This window comes from Kribbella pittospori, from assembly GCF_004331465.1.
Lineage (GTDB): Bacteria > Actinomycetota > Actinomycetes > Propionibacteriales > Kribbellaceae > Kribbella > Kribbella pittospori.
The window spans coordinates 1-20,636 of the sequence record NZ_SJKB01000002.1; the positions used below are offsets into that span (position 1 = coordinate 1).

At 66.8% G+C, this 20,636-nt stretch carries 24 protein-coding genes; 7 read left to right on the forward strand and 17 right to left on the reverse strand.

Annotated features, from left to right (window positions below; all coding sequences use genetic code 11):
* Nucleotides 1–246: 246 nt before the first annotated feature.
* From E0H73_RS06460 to E0H73_RS06470, 3 genes are read left to right on the forward strand one after another with little or no spacing between them, the layout of a single operon-like run.
* Nucleotides 247–555, forward strand: a complete 309-nt coding sequence (locus E0H73_RS06460; RefSeq protein ID WP_131352572.1) for a hypothetical protein — start codon at nucleotides 247–249, stop codon at nucleotides 553–555.
* A 22-nt stretch (nucleotides 556–577) separates the two neighbouring features.
* On the forward strand, nucleotides 578–967 hold the full coding sequence (locus tag E0H73_RS06465; protein ID WP_131352573.1) for an endonuclease/exonuclease/phosphatase family protein: 390 nt from the start codon (nucleotides 578–580) through the stop codon (nucleotides 965–967).
* Nucleotides 968–996: 29 nt separating this feature from the next.
* Entirely contained in the window at nucleotides 997–1,254 is a 258-nt protein-coding gene (locus E0H73_RS06470) for an exonuclease/endonuclease/phosphatase family protein (RefSeq protein WP_131352574.1), read from the forward strand.
* A 64-nt stretch (nucleotides 1,255–1,318) separates the two neighbouring features.
* Here the strand turns inward: E0H73_RS06470 and E0H73_RS06475 are convergent, their stop codons facing one another.
* The gene (locus E0H73_RS06475; protein ID WP_131352575.1) at nucleotides 1,319–1,813 is read right to left on the reverse strand and encodes a CinA family protein; all 495 of its coding nucleotides are present in this window, start codon (nucleotides 1,811–1,813) and stop codon (nucleotides 1,319–1,321) included.
* A 39-nt stretch (nucleotides 1,814–1,852) separates the two neighbouring features.
* Between E0H73_RS06475 and E0H73_RS06480 the strand changes: the two genes are divergently transcribed.
* Nucleotides 1,853–3,226, forward strand: a complete 1,374-nt coding sequence (locus E0H73_RS06480; RefSeq protein ID WP_131352576.1) for a cytochrome P450 — start codon at nucleotides 1,853–1,855, stop codon at nucleotides 3,224–3,226.
* Between the two features lie 193 nt (nucleotides 3,227–3,419).
* Here E0H73_RS06480 and E0H73_RS06485 read toward each other — a convergent pair whose 3' ends face one another.
* The 10 genes from E0H73_RS06485 to E0H73_RS06530 form a co-directional block, all read right to left on the reverse strand.
* Entirely contained in the window at nucleotides 3,420–3,680 is a 261-nt protein-coding gene (locus E0H73_RS06485) for a GlsB/YeaQ/YmgE family stress response membrane protein (protein ID WP_131352577.1), read from the reverse strand.
* A 102-nt stretch (nucleotides 3,681–3,782) separates the two neighbouring features.
* Nucleotides 3,783–4,199 (reverse strand): PRC-barrel domain-containing protein, encoded by a 417-nt coding sequence (locus tag E0H73_RS06490; RefSeq protein ID WP_165555520.1) that lies wholly within the window; start codon nucleotides 4,197–4,199, stop codon nucleotides 3,783–3,785.
* A gap of 314 nt (nucleotides 4,200–4,513) precedes the next feature.
* Nucleotides 4,514–5,602 carry a mandelate racemase/muconate lactonizing enzyme family protein gene (locus tag E0H73_RS06495; RefSeq protein ID WP_131352579.1) on the reverse strand — a complete coding sequence of 363 codons (1,089 nt, stop codon included), beginning with the start codon at nucleotides 5,600–5,602 and terminating at the stop codon, nucleotides 4,514–4,516.
* Complete coding sequence (locus E0H73_RS06500; RefSeq protein WP_131352580.1) at nucleotides 5,599–6,708, reverse strand: amidohydrolase family protein; 1,110 nt, start codon at nucleotides 6,706–6,708, stop codon at nucleotides 5,599–5,601. Before E0H73_RS06500 ends, E0H73_RS06495 begins: the two co-directional genes overlap by 4 nt.
* Nucleotides 6,709–6,716: 8 nt before the next feature.
* Nucleotides 6,717–7,811, reverse strand: coding sequence for an amidohydrolase family protein (locus E0H73_RS06505; protein ID WP_131352581.1), 1,095 nt, complete (start codon nucleotides 7,809–7,811; stop codon nucleotides 6,717–6,719).
* Between the two features lie 15 nt (nucleotides 7,812–7,826).
* On the reverse strand, nucleotides 7,827–8,780 hold the full coding sequence (locus E0H73_RS06510) for a PDR/VanB family oxidoreductase (RefSeq protein WP_131352582.1): 954 nt from the start codon (nucleotides 8,778–8,780) through the stop codon (nucleotides 7,827–7,829).
* A 10-nt stretch (nucleotides 8,781–8,790) separates the two neighbouring features.
* Nucleotides 8,791–9,237 (reverse strand): Rieske (2Fe-2S) protein, encoded by a 447-nt coding sequence (locus tag E0H73_RS06515; protein ID WP_131352583.1) that lies wholly within the window; start codon nucleotides 9,235–9,237, stop codon nucleotides 8,791–8,793.
* Between the two features lie 23 nt (nucleotides 9,238–9,260).
* Nucleotides 9,261–10,181 carry a carbohydrate ABC transporter permease gene (locus E0H73_RS06520; RefSeq protein ID WP_131352584.1) on the reverse strand — a complete coding sequence of 307 codons (921 nt, stop codon included), beginning with the start codon at nucleotides 10,179–10,181 and terminating at the stop codon, nucleotides 9,261–9,263.
* Nucleotides 10,178–11,110: a carbohydrate ABC transporter permease gene (locus tag E0H73_RS06525; RefSeq protein ID WP_131352585.1), complete on the reverse strand. Its 933-nt coding sequence runs from the start codon at nucleotides 11,108–11,110 to the stop codon at nucleotides 10,178–10,180. Before E0H73_RS06525 ends, E0H73_RS06520 begins: the two co-directional genes overlap by 4 nt.
* A complete protein-coding gene (locus E0H73_RS06530; RefSeq protein ID WP_131352586.1) occupies nucleotides 11,107–12,510 on the reverse strand; it encodes an extracellular solute-binding protein in 1,404 nt (467 codons plus the stop codon). The genes E0H73_RS06525 and E0H73_RS06530 overlap by 4 nt, the downstream gene beginning before the upstream one ends.
* Before the next feature lie 252 nt (nucleotides 12,511–12,762).
* Between E0H73_RS06530 and E0H73_RS06535 the strand changes: the two genes are divergently transcribed.
* Nucleotides 12,763–13,548: an IclR family transcriptional regulator gene (locus E0H73_RS06535; protein ID WP_238163859.1), complete on the forward strand. Its 786-nt coding sequence runs from the start codon at nucleotides 12,763–12,765 to the stop codon at nucleotides 13,546–13,548.
* 9 nt (nucleotides 13,549–13,557) lie between these two features.
* Here E0H73_RS06535 and E0H73_RS06540 read toward each other — a convergent pair whose 3' ends face one another.
* Nucleotides 13,558–14,265: an aldo/keto reductase gene (locus tag E0H73_RS06540; RefSeq protein ID WP_238163860.1), complete on the reverse strand. Its 708-nt coding sequence runs from the start codon at nucleotides 14,263–14,265 to the stop codon at nucleotides 13,558–13,560.
* The gene (locus tag E0H73_RS47075) at nucleotides 14,262–14,786 is read right to left on the reverse strand and encodes a hypothetical protein (protein ID WP_238163861.1); all 525 of its coding nucleotides are present in this window, start codon (nucleotides 14,784–14,786) and stop codon (nucleotides 14,262–14,264) included. The genes E0H73_RS06540 and E0H73_RS47075 overlap by 4 nt, the downstream gene beginning before the upstream one ends.
* Nucleotides 14,787–14,857: 71 nt before the next feature.
* Here E0H73_RS47075 and E0H73_RS06550 point away from each other — a divergent pair, with 71 nt between their 5' ends.
* Nucleotides 14,858–15,352, forward strand: coding sequence for a GyrI-like domain-containing protein (locus tag E0H73_RS06550; RefSeq protein ID WP_131352588.1), 495 nt, complete (start codon nucleotides 14,858–14,860; stop codon nucleotides 15,350–15,352).
* 2 nt (nucleotides 15,353–15,354) lie between these two features.
* Here the strand turns inward: E0H73_RS06550 and E0H73_RS06555 are convergent, their stop codons facing one another.
* The 4 genes from E0H73_RS06555 to E0H73_RS06570 form a co-directional block, all read right to left on the reverse strand.
* Entirely contained in the window at nucleotides 15,355–15,780 is a 426-nt protein-coding gene (locus tag E0H73_RS06555) for a hypothetical protein (RefSeq protein ID WP_131352589.1), read from the reverse strand.
* Entirely contained in the window at nucleotides 15,777–16,460 is a 684-nt protein-coding gene (locus E0H73_RS06560) for a DUF2306 domain-containing protein (protein WP_131352590.1), read from the reverse strand. Before E0H73_RS06560 ends, E0H73_RS06555 begins: the two co-directional genes overlap by 4 nt.
* Nucleotides 16,457–17,131 carry a hypothetical protein gene (locus tag E0H73_RS06565; protein ID WP_131352591.1) on the reverse strand — a complete coding sequence of 225 codons (675 nt, stop codon included), beginning with the start codon at nucleotides 17,129–17,131 and terminating at the stop codon, nucleotides 16,457–16,459. Before E0H73_RS06565 ends, E0H73_RS06560 begins: the two co-directional genes overlap by 4 nt.
* A gap of 131 nt (nucleotides 17,132–17,262) precedes the next feature.
* A complete protein-coding gene (locus E0H73_RS06570) occupies nucleotides 17,263–19,950 on the reverse strand; it encodes a winged helix-turn-helix domain-containing protein (protein WP_131352592.1) in 2,688 nt (895 codons plus the stop codon).
* 190 nt (nucleotides 19,951–20,140) lie between these two features.
* Between E0H73_RS06570 and E0H73_RS06575 the strand changes: the two genes are divergently transcribed.
* On the forward strand, nucleotides 20,141–20,599 hold the full coding sequence (locus tag E0H73_RS06575) for a DUF4383 domain-containing protein (RefSeq protein ID WP_131352593.1): 459 nt from the start codon (nucleotides 20,141–20,143) through the stop codon (nucleotides 20,597–20,599).
* Nucleotides 20,600–20,636: the final 37 nt, after the last annotated feature.

Here is a 20,636-nt window from a genome sequence, read left to right on the forward strand (position 1 = left end):
AACCTCCACGCCCACCACCTACTCACAACCTGGCACCAGCCAGCGACCTCCGACAATCGAGCCTTGTCACCGTAGATGCATAGACCCGAGTCACCCGGGAACGGAAGGCCGCGCCCGGCCCGCCGAGCTCGGCTCGTCGGGGTGGTGAAGTCCTCGCCTTGGTGGCATACAGCGGCGGATTCGGGGCACCTCCAGCACAGGAGGACTTCGGTACTCGAGAGTCGATGTCGTCCGAGGTCCCTGGTGTTGAGAACGAACAGCACCTGGGGCCGTCCACACCTCCCGGACTACCCGCGGGAACGGAAGCTGGAGGCGATGATGAGTTTCGATCGGCCGAATCCTGACGACAAACACAAGACCGTCAGCGACACCGAACTGAACGAAGCCCTCGAGAGCGACGAACTCGACAAGGGCGGACTCGACTTCGACAAGGTCGAACACGACGAGGGCCAACGCTCCCCCGGCCCGCAGCCCAACCCCGACGAACGCCGTCCGCCCCAAGAACAGGACGTCACCACCGGCGACCAAGGCAGCCCCATCGAGCCCCCCGACTGACCCGCCGGCGTCGGAGGTTCCTGTGCCTGATCGCATCCGCGTGGCCACGCTGAACATCTGGTGCCGGCACGGCGACTGGCCGGCCCGTCGCGACGTACTCCGGGAGGGTTTCAGATCGCTGCGACCCGATTTCGTCGCGCTGCAGGAGACGGTCGTCGACGATGCCGGTGACCAGGTCCGCGAGATCTTCGGGGACGAGTACGACGTACTCCACCAAGGCTGTCGTACGTCGGAAGGTGTCGGGTGTTCGGTGGTCAGCCGATGGCCGGCGGTCCGGGACGAGGAGGTCGACCTGTGCGTCACCGACCGGGTGAATCCGCGGGACTTCCCCGGGCATTCGGCAGCCGTGGAGGTCGCGTCCTGGCGGGCGACTTCGACGCGCGGCCCGAGACCGGCGGCATCCGGTTCCTGACCGGGCGGCAGTCGCTCGGCGAGCTCAGCGTGAACTACCAGGACGCCTGGGAGTTCGCCCGCCCCGGCGAGGACGGGCACACCTTCACGCTCGAGAACCCGTCGATCGTGACCGAGGCCGACTGGTCCCGGATCCCACCTCGGCGGATCGACTACATCATGGTCCGCTGCGATGATCGGGGCCCGACCCTGCGGATCCACTCCGCCGACCGCATCTTCGACACCGCGGTCCAGGGCACCTTCGGCTCGGACCATTTCGGTGTCGCCGCGGACCTGGAGGCGCCGTAGCCTTCCGGCGCCCAGGCATTCGGCTCAAGCGGTGAGGGGTTGGCCCGCTTGAGCGTCGTCGCTCTCAGCGGCGCGCGTCCTCGAGCATCGTCAGGAGTTCGCGCAGCGCCGTGACGGTTGCCAGTTCGACCACCTCGGAGGGATCGCCGTCGAAACGGTGGTGCGCGGATTCTTCGTGCGAGCCGCTGCTGACGGCGAGGTAGACGGTGCCGGCAGGATGACCTTCGTTCGGGTCAGGACCACCGACGCCGGTGACAGCTACGGCGACATCGGCGTTCATCAGCCGAGCGACGCCCCGGGCCATCTGCTCGGCGCACCGCGCCGTGACGACCGGGCCACGGTCGACGTCCAGCACCTTGAACTTGACCTCCGAAGCGTAGGCGACCACGCCACCGGCGAACCACGAGTTCGCGTCCGGAGCCGCGCCAAGATGGCACGCTATGTTCCCGCTCGTCAGCGACTCGGCGACCGCGATCGTCCATCCCTGCTCGCGGGCAACGTCGGCGATCCGTTCGGCGATCTCCACGGCGTCCTCGGTCAACTCACCAACTGCAGCCATTCCGCAATTCTCCACCCGAGGGCTTCAGCCCTGCGCCGGGTGCTGCTGATCGCCTGCGGCCTCAGCCGGCTTGCGCCGCCGTTTGTCCCGAACTACGCCGGGCACCGGCACGGCATGGTTGCGTTGCCCTCCGCCTCGGTCCTGGACACCGGTCGTGCACTGCGCGACGTACTGCTACCCGTGGTTGCCCGCGGCGCGATCCTGCGCCGGCCTGAAGTCAGCCACCTCGCCGAGCGGCTGCGGGTCGACGACCGCGCACTCCGCCAGGTCCGTAGACTCCGGCAGCGCTACGGTGACGGCCCGGTCCTGCTCCGGCTCCCCGGGCGGACGATCGCTCTCGTCACCGCGCCGGGCGACGTCCGGCGGCTGCTCGACGAGACACCGGAACCGTTCTCCACGGCGACCGCCGACAAGGTCGGAGCGCTGCGACACTTCCAGCCGCATGCGGTTCTCGTCACCGATCCCCCGCTGCGCGCATCGCGACGTGAGCTGAATGAGCAGGCCCTCGAATCCCACCAGCCCGTCCACCGGCACGGGCATCGGATGCTCGAGGTGATCCGCGACGAGCTCGACTCTCTGCACGCCACGCTGGCCTGGGACGACTTCCGGGCCGTCTGGTCGCGCATCGTCCGCCGCATCGTCCTCGGGGACGGCGCCCGCAACGACACCGCGCTGACCGCCCGCCTCGACCGGCTCCCAGCCGACGCCAACTGGGCCGGGTTCCGTCCCCGGCACGACGCCGTACGGCGGGAACTCGCGCAGGAGTTGGACACCTACGTCGACAAGCGCGAGCCGGGGAGCCTGGTGGAGATGCTGCCGCCGGCCTCGCCCGACTTCGACCCGGCCGGGCAGGTCCCGCACTGGCTGTTCGCCTTCGACGCCGCGGGCATCGCGCTCTGGCGGGTGTTCGCTGTTCTCGCGACCCGCGGCGACGTCCTCGACCGGATCGCATCCGAGGCCGAGCATCCGGAGCTTTCCCCGCTGCTGTCGTACGCCGGTGCCGCGGTCCAGGAATCGCTCCGGCTCTGGCCGACGACACTCGTCGTACTGCGGGAATCGCGCAGCGACACCGAGTGGCGTGGGCGGACGGTCCCCGCAGGCACCGAGTTCGCGATCGTCAGCTCAGTGTTCCACCGTGACACGGATGCGCTGGAGTTCGCGAACCGGTTCGAGCCGGAGGTGTGGCTGGACGGCCGTACGGACGGCGAGTGGCCGGTCATCCCGTTCAGCGACGGACCCGCCACCTGCCCGGCACGCAACGTCGTACTGCTCACGACCAGCGCCGCCGTCAGCCACGTGACGGACCACTACGCGCTCGACGTCGATCCGGCCACTCGCAACGCCCTTGCCGGCCCGATGCCCGCAACGCTCGACCACACCCGGATCCGGATCGGCTTCTGGCGGACCCAGTGACGCGAACTCCGACTCCCAGTTCTCGAAGATTGCAACGAATCGCTCGCGGACTGGGCGTGAAAGCGGAGCGACCTCCGGCGGTTCTCGACGAGGAGAACGACATGCAGGTCGCGGAACGGCCCGACGCGGCGACTCCCCATTCGAACCTCCGCGTGGCCCGAATGGGGAGCAGGCTTGCCGCTCAGCCTCGCGCTCAGGTGTTCCGGCTGGTGACCGTGGATGCGATGACGACCAGAACAGCCGAGATCGCAATGGCCACAATCCAGCGCACCCAGTCGATGCCGGCGCTGCCGTTACCGCCGAACGCGGTGTAGACGAACCAGCCGATGATCACTCCGCCGATCCCGCACAGGATGGTGAGCCAGATCGGGATGTTGTCCTTGTCGCCCGGCGCGACAAACTTTCCAAGTAAACCGATGATGACGCCGGCGACGATGACTCCGATGATCTCCATGGTTCCGTTCCTCTGGTAGCTCCGAATCGCTGAGGTGACCTACCGCAGCAACCCACCGGTGCCCAGGCACAAACCCGAGCCAAGCCGTCCGGTGGTCCCGGCCTATGTTTCAGCGACGAGCTCCGGATAGGTGTAACCGGGCCACCAGAACGGTGGGCAGTCGTAATAGCTGTAGATCGACGCGTAGTACGGACGCTCCGGCAGAACGTCGCGGTAGTAGATGGGACCGCTGGCCACCTTCAGACGATCAGGAGAGATACGCACCGAGCGGTCGTCAACCGCAATGATCACATCGATCGGCAGCACTTGCGTCGATCGCAGGTCGTCTGATGCTCCACCTGATTGGATCTCGAGCAGCCTCACCCGGCGTAGGTCTTCGTCAATGATCAGGCCAACGACGTCACCTACCTCCTCGCCGTTGCGATCGACAACTTTCCGCCCGTGAAAGTCCTGCGCCGGATCGGCCAAGGTCAGGTCGACGTCGTGCAGACGGACGAGCATGCGAGGTGAGTCGTTCATCGGCTTCTCCTTGACCCCCGAGCGTGCGGACAACGCCATGCGATCAGGCGCAGACGTTCCGCATCAGGCTGCAGGCGTTCACGCCTGACTCTGGGTACCGCGCAGGAGCGTGTCGAAACCAGATGATGCCCATTGGCAGCTCAACTGTTCGGTAGCCGGAATTGCGTCACGATAGGTAAAACACCACAAACGCAGCGCAGTCGATCGACCCGCGATTCCTCACCAACCGAGACACCGGAAGCTGCTGAAGAGCGTCTCGCGACGTATGACCAGGAGCCCACACGGGCGAGCTGAAGTCAGCCCAGAACTGCGATTCAGAGCGACGAGATTCGGCGTTCCATGCGTTGCAGCGTGGAGTCGGCGATCTCGACGCCCCAGCCGGGCGCGTCGGACAGGACGACCTCGCCGTTGCGCGCGACCGGGAACGGCTCGTAGACGCGCATGTTCGAGGCGTCTTCGATGGTCCACTCGTGAAAGAGATTGCACGCCGGCATCGCCGTCACGAGATGCGCGGTGAAGATCGCCGTCAATGACCTCCCCGACGAATGCGGCACACACGGGAGCCCGGCAAGGTTGGCCAGTTCCGCAACCTGCCGGGCCCGCGTGATGCCGCCGATGTAACAGACGTCGGGCTGGATGACGTCGGCCATGCCGTCCTGGATGATCCGTCGCATGGCGTCGACCGAGAACTCCTGCTCCCCCAGCCCGACGGGGATGTCGAGAGTCGCCGCAACACTCCGGGCGTTCTCGTACTCCCAGAACGGCACCGGCTCCTCGAAGTGCAGATAGTCGTACTCCTCGAGCAGTCGCCCGATCCGGACCGCCTGCCCCGGGGAGTAGGCACCATTGGCATCCGCGCTGATCTCGATGTCATCGCCGAGTGCCTTGCGCAGCAAGGGAACCAGCCGCCGGGTCCGGCCGGTCCGCGACTCCGCATCGCGGCCGTTACGCTCGCCGATCTTGACCTTCACTGCCCGGAACCCGTGCGCGGCGACGGCGGCGACGATCCGGTCGACCTCCTCCTCCGGCGTCGTGTCGCGACGCATGGCCGAACCGTAGACCGGCACCGACGGCCGGAACTTTCCACCGAGCAACTGGTAGACCGGCTGGGACTTCGCCTTGCCGACCAGGTCCCACAGCGCGGTGTCCACGCCGGCCAAGGCCCGGAACAGGAAGCTGCCGAAGTACTTGTACTCCGCACGCGCGCACTCCTCGGCCAGGGTCATGACATCGAACGGGTCCCGACCCAGATAGTTCCGCGCGACCAGAGTGTGCAGCACCTCCCCGGTGATCCGGGCCTCGGAGTGCGCCGTCTGCCCGTACCCCACCAGCCCGTCGTCGGTACGAACACGGACGATGCAGCCATGACCGTCGAACGTCTCGATCGAGCTGATCTTGGTCAAAGCGACTCCGCCCGTGCCGGCAGCTTGTAGAACGCGCGGGCGTTCTCCGTGTAGATGCTGTCCCGGGTCGCCGCAGGCAACCGGACCTGGAAGGCATGGGCGGGATGGTCGAAGTCCCAGTGCGGATAGTCCGTGGAGAACATCACCTTGTCGGTCCCGCCGAGGTGTTCGAACACCTTGTGCAGGTCGGCCGGACGATGCGGTTCCTCGATCGGCTGCGTCGTCGTCCAGAAGTGCTCGCGCAGGTACTCCGACGGCCTGCGACCTACGTGCGGAACCTCGGCGCGGAAGCGCTGCCAATGGGTGTCCATCCGCCAGGCCAGGGACGGCAACCAGGCGAACCCGCCCTCGATCAACGCGATGCGCAGGTTCGGAAGCCGGTCGAAGATCCCACCGAAGATCAGGCTCGCCACGTGCGCCTGGAACGCGGCCGACATCCCCGCGTGATCCTCCACGTAGAACGACGGCCAGCCCGCGGCGCTCATCGGAACGCCCCGAACGCCACCGCCGTAGTGAATGCCGATGGGCAGATCGTGCCGGGCCGCAGCCTCGTACATCTTCCAGTAACGGCGGTCGCCGAGCGGCGCCGCACTACGCGCGACCAGCAGCACCTGCACGAAACCCGGATGACCGGCGAGCCGCTCGATCTCGGCGACCGCCTGCTCGCTGTGCTCCGCCGGCACGATCATGCCCGCTCGCAGCCGTGGCTCCGGCTCCAGCCACTCCTTGATCTGCCAGTCGTTGGTTGCCGCCGACAACGCCGCGGAGAACTCCGGATCGAGCTGGCTGCCGGAGCCACTGAGCGGACCGAGGATCCCGAACTCGACATTCAACCCGTCGAGATGTTGTTTCTGCATGAACCCCAGATCGCCACCCGCGGGCAGTCCGGACGGCGGAAAGGCGTCGTACCGGGCCGGCGATCCCTTCGGATACACGTTCCCCGAGTGCTGGCGCGAGCCGAAGGTCTTCAGATGGGTGAGCCAACGATTCGAGAGGTAGGGCTCCAAGGCTCCGGGCGCCATCACATTGTGGATGTCGCAGTCGATGATCATCTGCTTCGCCGCGGTACGGCGTTCTGCCCGCGGCTGTGTCTGTGTCTGTGTCATGTTTCTCCTCATCCCAGCCGGTACGTCGAGTGCGCGTTGCCCGACATGATCTTGGTCTGCAGATCCCCGGAGATCCCCTCCGGCAGCGCGTCCGCGGCGTTCGCGAAGTGCGCATGCGGGTAGTCGGTGGAGAACATCAGCATGTCGTCACAGAGAAGCTGGTCGATGACGTCGACGAGGTACTGCGGGGTGTCGGGCCGGTCGAGCGGTGCGATGGTCATCCGGACGTGCTCACGGATCACCTCCGACGGTGGACGTTCCACCCACGGAATTTCGCGGCGCAGACCCTTCCAGTCCTTGTCGAACCGCCACATCATCGGCGGCAGCCAACTGAAGCCGCCCTCGATCGTCGCCACCGTCAGCTCGGGGTACTGAACAAAGACGCCTTCGGCAACGAAGCTCATCAGCTGCGCCTGGAACGCCAGCGGAACACTCACGTAGTCCTCGACGAAGTACGTCGCCCAGCCGACCGGCGTCACCGGGTTGCCGCTCAGACCGCCGGCCTGGACACCGACGACGAGACCGGCCCGCTGCGCGGCTTCGTAGATCGGCCAGAATCCACGGCGGCCGAGCGGCTCGCGGCTGCGCGACGGCACGGTCACCTGGACGAACTGGCTGTGCTGCGAGGCCCATTCGACCTCTTTGGCCGCGAACGCCGGATTCTGCAGCGGAAGCACGGCCGAGCCCCGGAGCCGCGGATCCTGCTCCAGCCACTCGTGCAACTGCCAGCGATTCAGCGCCCGGGCGAGCGCGGCCGCGAAGTCGTCGTTGTGGACGGAGTCGACGGCGTACGTGCAGTTGAGGATCGCGTACTGCAACTGCCACGGGTCGAGCAGCTGCCGCTGGAGGAGCTCGAGGCTCGATCCTGGCGGTCCCTGGTCCGGCCGCGATCCCTCGAGGAAGAGATTCGGAGCATTGGACGGATAGAGGTTCGACGCCAGCCCGCCCATCCCGGATTCGGTGATGTAGTCGCACCACCGCGCCTCCAGATAGGGAAAGAGGCTCCGCAGGTTGTCGAGGTTGATATGTACGTCGGTGTCGACCAGCTCAATCCCGGCCCACTGCTGGGGCCGTGCGTAGTTCTCGAGTTGTTGGACAGTCACTGGAGATCTCACCTTTCACAGGTCGAGGACCAATCGGGCGGACAGCGCGCGCGAGACGCAGATCATCATCGTGTCGTTGGCGGCGCGTTCGTCCTCGTCGAGGACGGAGTCGCGATGGTCCGGAACGCCTTCCAGCACGGTCGTCTGGCAGGTGCCGCAGGTGCCCTCTTCGCAGTTCGACAAGACGTAGATCCCCGCCTCGTCCACGACTTCGAGGATGGATCGGTCCGGCGGTACGACGAGCACCTCGTCGCTGTCGACCAGTTCGATCTCGAAGGAGGTGTTGGGCGCGACGTCGGTGAGCGGTCTCGGCGCGAACCGCTCGACCTGAAGTGTCTTGTGCGGCCAATGCGCGCTCTTCGCCTCGACGGCCGCGATCAGCGGTTCGGGACCGCAGCAGTAGATCAACGTTCCGGGCTGTGGTTCGTCCAGGAGCCGATCCAGTTCGATCAGGCCGCGACGGTCCTGTGGCCATTCGAGCACGCGCTCGGGATCGACACTCGCGACCTCGTCCCGGTAGGCCATCGACGCCTCGCTGCGACCGCCGTACACCAGTCTCCAGTCGGCGCCGGCCGCGTGTGCCGCGTCGATCATCGGGATGATCGGCGTGATTCCGATGCCGCCGGCAATGAACAGGTACCGCGGGGACTCCAGCAACGGGAAGTGGTTGCGCGGCCGGGTCGCCGTCAGCACATCGCCGGCCTGGACCCGCTCGCACAACGCCGCGGAGCCACCACGGCTCTCGGGCTCGCGCAACACGGCGATCCGCCACTGGCTGCGATCCTCGGGATCGCCACACAGCGAGTACTGCCGAACAAGCCCCGGGCGGACCTGTACGTCGATGTGACTCCCCGGAGCCCACGACGGCAACTCCGAAGCGTCGTCGGCGACGAGCACGAGCTCGGTCACGCCGACCGAGATCCGCGCAACGGACCGCACCCGCAACGGAATGGTCGTCTCGCCCACCATCCCGGCGGCGTCAGATATTGACAATGACATAGTCGCGGTCGACCTCGACCTCGTACGTTTCACCGGAGTACGGGCCGGGCCGGAACCCGGCCGCGGACAGCTCCGGATTCCTGGCCAGGGCCTCACCGGACTCCACGCCGGTGGGATAGGCCTTGACCTTGGTCTTCGCGGGGTCGAACCAGGACTGCCCGGTCGCGATCTCGAACTCCCAACCGTGCCAGGGACAGCGGATGATCTCCCCGCGCATGATGTAGTCGTAGTTCCCGGGCTTGTCCGAGCGCACCAGTCCGGACGTCACGCCCTCACACATCGGTCCGCCGCCGTGCGGGCACTGATTGCGGATCGCGTAGAAGTTGCCCTTGACGTTGAAGACGCCGATCGACCGCTTGGCAATCTCGACCACTTTCCGCTGGCCGGGTGGAATCTCGTCGACCGTCGCCACCACGTACTTGGTCACATTGTCTCCTTGTCCAGAAGGCATCATTTGATTCCGGTCATCGAGATTCCGCGGGTGAAGTACTTCTGCGCGAAGACGAAGACCAGGACGGTCGGGATGATGGCCAGCGTCGCTCCGGCCATCAGCGGGCCGTACTGGGTGCTGTCCTGGGTCTGGAAGAACGCCAGCCCGACCGGGACGGTGAACTTGTTGACATCGCTGAGGTAGACCAACGGACCGAAGAAGTCGTTCCACACGTTGACGAAGGTCAGCACCGCGAGCGTGGCCAGGGCCGGCTTCGACAGCGGCAGGATGATGCTCACGAAGATCCGGAAATGGCTGGCACCGTCGACGAGGGCGGCCTCGTCGTACTCCTTGGGGATGGTCATGAAGAACTGCCGGAGCAGGAAGGTGCCGAAGGTGTTGGCGACGATCGGCGGGATGATCAGCGGGAAGTGGGTGTCGATCAGGCCGGCCTTGACGTACGCGGAGTACAGCGGCAGCACCATCAGCATGTCCGGGATCATCAGCGATGCCAGCAACAGCCCGAAGGCGGCATCCCGCCCGCGGAACTGCAGCCGCGCGAAGCCGTAGGCGCCCAGTGCACAGACCATCAGCCGGCCGATGATCACCAGCACCGTGATGTACGCGCTGTTGCCCAGGAACCTGATGAACGGCAGGACGCCGTTGTTGATCAGGTACGCGTAGTTGTCGAGGGTGAACGGGTTCGGAAGCAGGTGCGGAGTCAGGCTGATCACGTCGCCCGGCTCCTTGAACGAGCTGGACAGCATCCACAGGAACGGGCCGATGGCAACCAACGCCGCGATGACGCAGACGACGTACGTCGCCGTCGGTCCGATGATCCGGCCGGCCCGCCGGCGCCGTTCGCCGCCGGTGTCGTCCACCGGCAGCGGCGGCCGCGGTGGCGCGATCCGTTCGGGAGCACGAGTGTCTTCGACCGTCATTGATAGAACACCCACCTCTTCGAAAGCCGGTTCTGGATCCAGGTGACGGCGAGAAGCACGGCGAAGAGCACGATCGCCAGTGCCGAGGCGTAGCCCATCCTTCGCAGCGAGAACGCCTCGTACCAGAGGTGGTAGATGTAGACGTACGTGCCGTCGCCCGGTCCGCCGCCCGTCATCACCAGGACGAGGGCGAAGACCTGGAACGAGCCGATCGTCTGCAGGATCAGCAACATGAAGATCGTCGGCGTCAGGAACGGCAGCGTCACGTGGAAGAACCGTGAGAACCGGCCGGCCCCGTCGAGAGTGGCCGCTTCGATCAACGTCTCCGGAACCCCTTGCAGGCCGGCCAGGACGATGATCATGTTGAAGCCCATGTTCGCCCAGATCGCCGTCACGATGACCGCGGCCATGGCCGATCCGGGTTCGCCCAGCCAGTGCGGTCCGGTGATGCCGAACGAGGCCAGGACCGCGTTGATGACGCCGTACTGATCGCTGAAGACCCACCGGCTGACGACGCCGACTGCGACCAGGGATGTCACGTACGGCAGGAAGATCAGCGCCCGGATGACGGCCATCCCCCGGAGCCGGTTGTTGACCAGCACGGCCAGCGCGATCCCGATGATGATCCCGACCGGGACGTACCCAATCGTGTAGATGGCCGTGTTGATCAGGCTCTTGCCGAACAGCGGATCCTGCCCCGAGAACATCTCCTTGTAGTTGGCCACTCCGGTGAACTTCGGCGCGGCCAGGCCGTCCCAGTCGGTGAAGCTGGTCACCAGGGTCGGAAGGACCGGGATGACGTTGAACAGCAGCGTCCCGAGGACGACCGGCCCGATGAACATCCAGCCGCGGAGGTTGCGGCGCCGCCGGCCACGGCGCTGGTCGGCAGCCGCGGGGTCCCGCACCTGGAGCGTCGGTGCGGCCGTCACTTGGCCGCGACCTTCAGGTCGGGATCGGTGAGCGCTCCTCCCTTCGCGAGCAACTCCTTGCCCTTGTCCCCGTTCCAGCCGCGTTTCTTGATCTCGGCGTTGACCGCGTCCCGTCCGCGCTTGAGGTAGTCGGCGGTGGCGAGTTTGCCGCTGACCAGGTTGTTGGCGTTGGTGCCCTCGACGAAGGAGTCGGCGAGCGCCGTCCCGATCGGTCCGCGCGGGAACGGTACGTCGACCGGCTTGCCGGCGACGTTGCCGAGTGCCTCGGCCCACACGGTCGCGGCCTTCGGCCGCGGATGGTCGGTGAACGCCGCGCTCTTGGCGACCTCGGTCAGCGCCGGTACGGCGAACTGTGCCTTGGCCATGACGTCCGAGGCCGCCTTGCCGCACAGCGCCTTCATCGCCAGGAAGGCGGCCTGCGGGTCCTTCGCGGTCTTCGGGATGACCCAGGTCCGGGCGTAGTTCTTCGTCATCGCGAACAGCGGCGTCTTGGGCCAGGGCATCACGTCCCAGTCGACGTTCTTGCTGATCTGCGCGCTGATGTCCATGGCCTGCCACGTCATCGCGAGCTTTCCCGCGTTGAACAACGGCAGGTACTCGACGTCGATGGTGGGGGCGTAGCCCTCGCGGATGTAGGAGATCTGCTTGTCGATCGCGTCCAGCGTCTCCGGCTTGCCGTAACCACACTCGGTCTGGTTGTTGTAGAGCGCGGTGTCACCAGCACCGTACGCCGTGGGCTGGATCGTGTTGACGGCGTACTGCAGACCGTAGGTCTCGGTCCGGCTGCCGTTCTTCTTCGTCAGCTTCTTGACGGCCGCGTCGAACTCGTCCCAGCTCCACGCATCGGCCCACGAGGTCGGCGCTGTCAGCCCGGCATCCGCGAACAGCTTCTTGTTGTAGTACAGCGCATTCGCGCTCATGCCGGGCGTGATCGAGAACTGGTACCCCTCCACCGCGACCTTGGTCGTGAACGTCGGGCTGTACTTGGTCAGATCGAACCCGGTGCTGGCGTCCTGCATCATCTTGTCCAGCTGCAGGATCTTGCCGTTCGTGGCCAGGTCGTACACCCGGTCGTCGTCGATGCGTTGCAGATCGGCCGCCGTACCGGAGGCGAACTGCAGCATCACGCTGGCCCAGTCGTCGCCCGGCGCGGGCTTCCAGACGACCTTGATCTTGTGCTCGTCGAGGCTCTCCTTCTGAGCAGCCGCGATCATGTCCTTGAACATCTTCTGGGTGGTGGGATCGCCGACGGAACTGAAGGTCACCTCGGTCCAGCCTGACGGCGTACCGGACGACCCCGAGCCGCACGCGGTCAGCGAGGTCCCGGCCACGCCGGCGGCAGCCAGACCAAGGCCCCCTTGGAGCAGTCGGCGGCGGGTGAGCAACGAGCCGGAAGTCATGAGTGTCTCCCTCGGCAAGGCGGATTCGCCCGGCACAGGCCCCCGAAGTCTGCGCAACGACAGCTCTCTACACCGATGTACTACCTGGCGTCTGAGAGTTGCGGGCTATTGATCTGGGTGTTGTCCAAGTGTTCGCTCACTGACGCAGAGCTGTCAACACTATGCGGAAGAACAGTTCCAATATGCGGAAGCTATCGATAGCCTCCTGACCTGTCCGGTGCAGCACTTATGCTGGCTCCAGCGAATCCCGGCGTGGGGGTTGAGACAGAGAGCGGGACGGTGGAGAACAGGACGTCTGGGAGTGTCCAATCCGTCGAACGGGCGTTCCACCTTCTCGAGCTGCTGGCCGACAGTGGCGACTCGTCGCTGACCGAACTCTCGGCCGCGATCGACGTCCCGGCTCCGACCACGCGCCGATTCCTCAAGACGCTGGTGTCCCTCGGCTACGCACGCCAACTGCCGAACCGCCACTACGGGCTCGGGCTCAAGCTGACGAGACTCGCGGGCAGGGTCGAGTCGCAGTTCGGCCCGATCGTGACACCACACCTGGACACACTCGCCCGGGAGATCGGCGAGTCGGCGAACCTCGCGGTACTGGAAGGCGACCTGGTCGTCTACATCGCCCAGTCCCCCTCGCGGCATGCGATGCGGATGTTCACCGAGGTCGGGCACCGCGCGCACGCCCATTCGACGGGCGTCGGAAAGGCGATCCTCGCCGGCCTGTCCGACGACCAGGTGGCCCGCATCGTCAGCCGGGTCGGCATGCCGGCCGAGACCGCGCACACCATCACCGACCTGGCCAAGCTCCGCACCGAACTCAACCGGATCCGCCGCGCGGGCTACGCGACCGACAAGGGCGAACAGGAGATCGGCGTCGTCTGCTACGCCGTCGCGATCCCCGACGTCCCGATCTCGATGGCGATCTCGGTCTCCGGCCCGACGTTCCGCATGACCCAGGAACTCGGCAAGGCCGCCGTCCCCCTCCTGATCAGCGAGTCCCAAGCAATCTCCAAGGAACTCCTCGGCCTGCTGGGGTGACCGTGGTCGTCAGGCGAGCTTGTTGAGTTCTTTGAGGTCGGCGTCGGTGAGTTGAACGGATCCTGCTCGGAGGTTTTCCTCGAGGTGGGCGACGGACTTGGTGCCGGGGATCAGCAGGGTCGCGGGAGAGATCGCCAATAGCCAAGCCAGGGCGATCTGCGCGCGGGTGGCGCCGTGCCGGGCGGTGAGCTTGTCGAGGGCAACTTCCGCGTCGTGGCTGAGGCCCATGCCGGGCGGAGGCTGGGACTTGTCGATGCCTGGGTTCAGCATGCCGGCGGCGAGCGGGAAGTACGGCACGAACGCGATGCCTTCGTTCTCGCAGTGACGCAGTACATCCAGCGCGTTGCGATCGAGAAGATGGAAGCGATTCTGTACGGCGGCCACCGGTGCGATCGCACGGGCTGCCTCGAGTTGCTCGACGGTGACACCGCTCAGGCCGAGGTGGCGGATCAAGCCGCGGTCCCGCAGTTGGGCGAGAGCGCCGAACGATTCCTCGAACGGCGTCTCGTCGGGGAAGAGCATGCCGTCGCCGCCGACGCGCAGGTACACGAGGTCCAGCCGGGGTTGGCCCAACGTGTCCAGATTCTGCTCGACCTGATCACGTAGTTGCTCAGGGCCCGCTTCGGCGTTGAACGACTTGTACTCGTCGCGGGCGACACCGACCTTGGTGGCGATCACCAAACCTTCGGGGTACGGGTGGAGCGCCTCACGGATCAACTCGTTGGCGATATCGGGGCCATAGGCAACGCTGGTGTCGATGTGGTCGACGAGGTTTCCGTCGTGGTGGCGGACATGATGCGTTTCTGCACGGAGGCGGTCGTCACGCCCTTGTTCTCGTGCCGGTCGAGCTTGCCGCGGACCACCAGGTCGTGGACGCCCTGGCGCGTGATCCCGAGCATCGCGCCCGCGACGGCGTACGACACGGACTCCGCGGTCGGATGCCCGACTCTGCGGACCATGACCTGACCCAACGGGGTCTGCCACCAGCCCGGTGGTGGCGTGAATCCCTGGTCACCGGGATAGAGCGTGCTGACCAGACGGATCGCGGCGAAGCGGGCAGCGACTTCGTCCTCGCCCAGCAGCCGCGACGCCCACACCGCGGCCATCTCGACCACCCGGTCGTGAAGCCCGCTCTGATCGGACTCCAGCAGGATCTCCAGCGGATCGAGCAGGCGGATCTCCACCAGCGCGATCAGCTGTTTGACGAGCTCACGCTCGGACGGCAACTCCGCGACCATGACGACCTCCACTACTTGACAGCCATCATCAAGTACTAGACATGTGCCGTCAAGTACCCCAGGATGTTCGGATGGAGATCCTGACTCCGCCTCATGTCGACGACCGGGCTGAGGTCGCCACGCTCGGCATCACGGTGGTCACGCCGTTCCGCGGGATGCTGAAGGTGCGTGATCAGTTGCTGAACGAGCTGATCGGATGGTTGGACCAGGCGAACGTCGAACCTCGAGGGCACTTCTTCCTTCGGCTGCTCACGATCGACATGAACGGGCCGATGGAGCTGGAGGTCGGTGTCACCGACACCATCCATCCGGGCGACGACCGGGTGCGACCCGGCGTACTGCCTGCCGGTAAGTACGCATCCCTCATCTATCGCAACCATGCGCTGCGGGCGAACCGCGCTCTGCTGGAGTGGTCCGAAGCCGAGGGACTCGTTCTCGACAAGGACGAAGTACCAGCCGGCGATCGGTTCGGCTGCCGCTACGAGGCGTACCACACCGACCCCCGCCGCCAGCCACGCAAAACCCTCTGGGACGTAGAACTAGCCATCCGCCTCCGAGCCAACTGACCTCAGCGCCAGCGGTTCCCCGGAGTACGGGCGTAGGTCCGCCAGACGTACCGCCATGGCGTGACGGCGAGGATGACGATGACCAGGGAACAGTTGACCACGATCTCGGTGGCGGCCGTGTCGAGGTCACCGCTGATGGCTCTGGGGAGAGCGACCAGGGCGAGCCAGAGAAGCTTCCAGGCCGACTCGAACAGGAGCACGGGGAGCAGCTTGACTGGATAGCGCAGTCCCAGGAACGCCAGGAGTGACATGGCGGTGAGGAGGCAAAGCGTCACGCCTTCGTACAGCGGCAGGGTGTCGGCCTTGAAGAGCAGCGGCCACTTCACGAGGGCGAGTCCGACGCCCATCAGGAGGTAGCCGGCGCGCATCAGATGCAGGCGGGTCAGTGAGAGTTCGGTCGTAGGTGGCGCGGGTGCGGTGATGGTCATGGCCCTCTCCTGTTGGTGCGTTGTCTGCGGATGATCCATTCGGCGATGGCGGCGTTGATCAGCCAGCCGGAGCTGACGGACAGCGCGGTGCTGAGGTCGCTGGTGCCGAAGAGGCCCTCGCCGACGCCTTCGGTGATCGTTTGGGTTCCGGCGGCGATGGCTAGGGCGTAGGCGCGGATCATCCAGGCGCGGTGTCCGCGGATGTCGCGGCGGCGGATGGCGGTGAAGCCGAGGACGATGCTTGCGGCCATCACGGAGCCGACGACCAGCCGCACGGACCACAACAAGTCACCGCCAGGCGCACCGGGGTAGAACAGCGTCATCCAGAGACCCGAGCCGGCGACGACCAGGCCGGCTGCTGCGAGGACGCGGCCGGCTCGGCGGTGCCAGGTGCGGTGGGCGCGGCGTACCCGAGCGGGGAACTGGAATGCGCCGGCGACGACGTACACCGCGGCAGCGACAACGTGCAGGACGACCGGGGCGGGTGAGGCGTCGATGCGCGGGTTGGTCGGCAACACCTGCGGGCCGCCGGCGAGCTCGACGAGCCGGAGCGACCCGGCGACGAGCGGGATCAGGGTGAGTGCGATCAGCGCAGCAGGCACTCGCAGGATCGAACCGTCCCGGGAACCCGGCCGGCGCTGCGGCGCCGGCCGGGTGCCAGAGGCGGTGTGCTGGGTCATTTCGCGTCCGCCGTCGCGCGAGCCGCGGCCGGCTGGGTGGTGACGGTGCGCGCCGTACGCCACAGCGAGTAGCCGAGGCCGATCATCGCGATGCCGTTCGGGAAGGCCAGCAGCCGGTAGAACGCGTCCGGCATCAAGGAGAGCACGAGGGTGACGACGCCACCGACGGCGAGCAGCACGGCCGCCCAGCGAGCCAGAACACGGGCCCGATAGAGCGCGATACCGAAGACGAGGCCGCCGGCCAGGTAGCCGAAGTCCTGGACCTGTTGGACGATCTGCAGCGGACCGATGTCACCGGTGGCGGAGTCGCCCTTGGACACGGCGAGGACGTCGTTCACGTAGCCGGGGTTGGTGTCGGCGATCGAGGGCAGCACGAACGCGGCGATGGCGACGGTGCTCATGATGGTGAGGTAGCCGATGCCGAGCACCAGGTAGCCGACGAGTCCGACGACTCCGTTCTTGCGGATCTGGCTCAGGTACATGCCGGTGATGCCGACCAGCGCGAGCACGGCCATCAGCACCTTCAGCGAGTTCCGCACCATGACTTCGGTCGTGGCGACGGAGGTGGCATCCAGGTGCGGGTGGTTGATCTGGACGCCGATGAAGAGCAGTCCTGCGACGACCGCGGCGGCGCCTGCGGCCCGGGTGAGGGTGGTTGGCGTGATGGTCATGTCCGGCTCCTGTTCCGGTGGTCCGTGGCGGGTGCCGCGGTATGTCCGGAACGTATTTCGGGAGGTGGCGACCGGGCGTCACAACATGTGGTGACTGACGATGTGACATGTCCGCGCGGGACACGTGAGTGCTACAGCAGGCCGAGCTCGCGAGCGCGGCGGACGGCAGCCGATCGGCTGTTGACGTCCAGCTTGGTGAAGATGCGCTTGGTGTGGGTACGCAGGGTGTTCAGCGAGACGAAGAGCCGGCGGGCCATCTCGGGACCGGTCAGCTCGCTGTCGAGGAGGCGCAGGACCTCGAGCTCGCGTTCGCTGAGCGGATCGGCGAGTGCTCCACGCGCAGGTACGCCGGCAGCGCCGGTGCCGAGGAGTCGACGAGCATGCCTGCGCAGTACGTCGTACTCACCACCCTCCTGCACGGACGCGGCCTCATGGAGCAGGGCAAGCATCGAGGCGCCTTCGTCGAGGAACAGGCGCACATAGCCGTCCGGTTCCGGTGCTCGCGACAGAGCCGCATCCAGCTCGGCCAGAGCCGCCGGCCGTTGCCCGCGCGCCTGATGGGTGAGGGCTCGGAGCATGCCGATCTCCAGCAGACTGCCTGCGCGCGTCTGCTCAGCGTCGGCGTACAGCCGGTCCAGCAGCGCAAGTACGTCGCCCAGTGGCGCGGTGCCGCTGGCGAGCAGCAGCCGGACGAGCGTGAGGTGGTCGTACTCGTGCAGGAACGACGCCTCACCGGTCACGGTGACTTCGTAGTCGTCCGCCCACTCGGATGCCGCCGCGAGGTCTCCCGCCGCGATGTCCACGCGGGCTCGCAGGGCGGCGATGGGGCGGAGGTCCGGGTAGAAGCCGGGCCGGTACAGCGTTGCCGCATGGTTGAGCAGCTCCCTGGCGGTGGCGTGGTCGCCCGTCGAGACGCACACCTGGGCTGTCACGACGTACCAGCGGTGCCGGTTCTCGGTGATCGAGCTGCGCTCGCCGAGCACCCTCGCCGTCTCCAGATGGGCCTCCGCACTGACCAGATCACCCAGCTCACGGTCCAGCTCGGCCAGTCCGACATGCAGGTCGGCGACAGCCCGCGGGTACGGCTCGCCGCCTCCGGTCGCGGTCGCCAGGGCCTGCTCATACAGCCGACGCGCCCGATGCGGACGGCCCGCAGTGATCCACATGTCGCAAAGCACCACCGTGGTGTCCAGTTCGTCGATCAGGTTCCCCGCCGCGTGCAGGCTGCGCACGGCCTCCGAGAACGTCGCCAAGGCCTCCTCGACGTCACCGGCCGCCCACGCAGCCAGACCGAGGTACCCGGACGCGGCTCCCCGCACGAAGTGGTCCTCGGCGCCCGCCAACTCCAGCGCCCGCCGGGCGCACTGCACAGTCGCCGGTACGTCGTGCCGCGCTTGAGCCAGTGCAGCCCGGTAGACCCACACAGTCGCCGGTGCGGTCCGCAGGTCCTCGACGTCGGCCCACGTAGCCGCGAGCGCCTGGTCCCGCGCACCGGCCGCGAGCGCCGCCTCGGCATCATCGAGCCGGTGCTCCATCCCGTCCAGGTCACCAGTCGTCATCAGCGACCAAGCGGACACGATGCTCAGTACCGGACTCCGCCGTACGACGGACTCCGGCAGCGACCGCATCCAGTCCAGCAGCAGGTTGTCCTGCCGCGCGCGCCGCAACTCCGGCACCGCCTCTTCCATCAGGTAGGCGGCGCGGTCGTGGTCACCAGCGGCGAGTGCGTGGTGGACCGCGTCCGCGACCAGATCGTGCGCGGCGTACCAAGCGCTCGCAGCTTGATGCAGTGTCGGCAGCTGCTCCGGGTGCTCGGCCATCAAGCGAGCGCGCAGGACGTCTCCGAAGAGGTGGTGGTACCGGTACCACGAGCGCTCCGCGTCCAGCGGGACCACGAACACGTTGCCGCGGTCCAGCTCCTCCAGCACCTGGCCACCGCCCGTCCCGCCAGTGACCGCATCACACAAGTCACCGGTCAGTCGGTCCAGGACCGCGGTGCGGAGCAGGAAGTCCCGGACCATCTCGTCCTGCCGGGCAAGGACCTCGTCCACCAGGTAGTCGATGACGAAGCGGTGGCTGCCCGTGAAGGCCCCGATGAACTCGGCGACGTCCCCACGGTCCGACATCCCGCGCAGCGAGAGCGCAGCCAGCTGAAGACCGGCGATCCAGCCTTCGGTCCGTTCCTCCAGCGCCCGTACGTCGGTCTCGGTCAGCTGCAGGCCCATCATCTCGTTGAGGAACTCCCCCGCCTCCGCCGGCGCGAAGCGCAGCTCCGCGGCCCGCACCTCCGTCAACTGCCCGCGGCTTCGCAGCCGCGACAGCGGGAACGGCGGATCGGCGCGGGTCGTCACCAACAGATGCAGCTGGTCCGGCGCGTGATCGAGGAGGAAGGTCATCGCCTCGTGCACCTCGGGCGTGTTGATCACGTGGTAGTCATCCAGCACGAGCAGCCAGTGGCTGTCCGGTGCCTGCTGCCCGGCGCGCACGAGTTCATTGACCACCGCGATCATTGGCGCGTCGTCCAACGCCGCTGGATCCAGGTCCAGACCGATGCCGGCGAGCGCCGCCCAGAGATGGGCGAAGAAGCGCGGAAGCGCGTTGTCGCCCTCGTCGAGGGACAGCCATCCCACCCGCTCCTGGCCCGCGGCCCAGTCGCTCAGGAGCGTGGTCTTCCCGAAGCCGGCCGGCGCCGAGATGAGCGTGAGTCGGTGACCGCGGTCCAGGGTGCGGTCCAACCGGTCGGCAAGCCGCGGACGCACAACCAGTTCCGACCGCCGGGCCGGCGGAAACAACTTGGTGGCGAGCACCGGAGTCGACACGTCCGGATCATAACGGCGTGCCGTCGGCCCCGAGTAGCGCTCAAGGCTTGTTGCCTCCAGCAACGTCCAGGTGAACGTCAGGTTGAGCCGGGTTTGAGACTGCGTGACGACTCTCCGCAGACGCGCGCGGAGTTGCCGCCGGGTTCGTAGGATTGTCATTCCGCACGGCCGCCCGGTGTGAGGAGATCTCATGGAGTACAGATCGGCTCAGCACTCCATTCCGACAGCGACCCAGGGGGTTGCGCTGTGGGTGGCGGGAGCGTTCATCTCGCTGGCCTGTTTCGGGGTCGCGCGGATGAGTATCGGCACCGAAGGGCTGTTGTTCGGGGTCTTTCACGTGTCCGTGGTGGGTGCGATCCTGCAGCTGGCTCTCGGAGCAACCGCGTTGGTGATGGCGGGATCCGCGCGGCATTGCCGCGCGTTCCTGGCGGGCGCGGGACTACTGATGGTCATCCTGCTGACCTACGGACAGCTGGACCCGGCGCCGGTGATCGCGGATCTGGTGCCGATCGGGCCGGCCGACGTCTGGCTGCACGTCGTACTCGCAGTCGCAATGCTCGCGGGGGCCGCACTGCCGGTCAGAATCAGGTGGCGGAGGCCTAAGATGCGGCCGGCCGTTACGGGGGAGAACGGCCGGACCGCGAGTTGAACGTAACAACCTGATCCGGCGACGCTCAAGGCGCCTT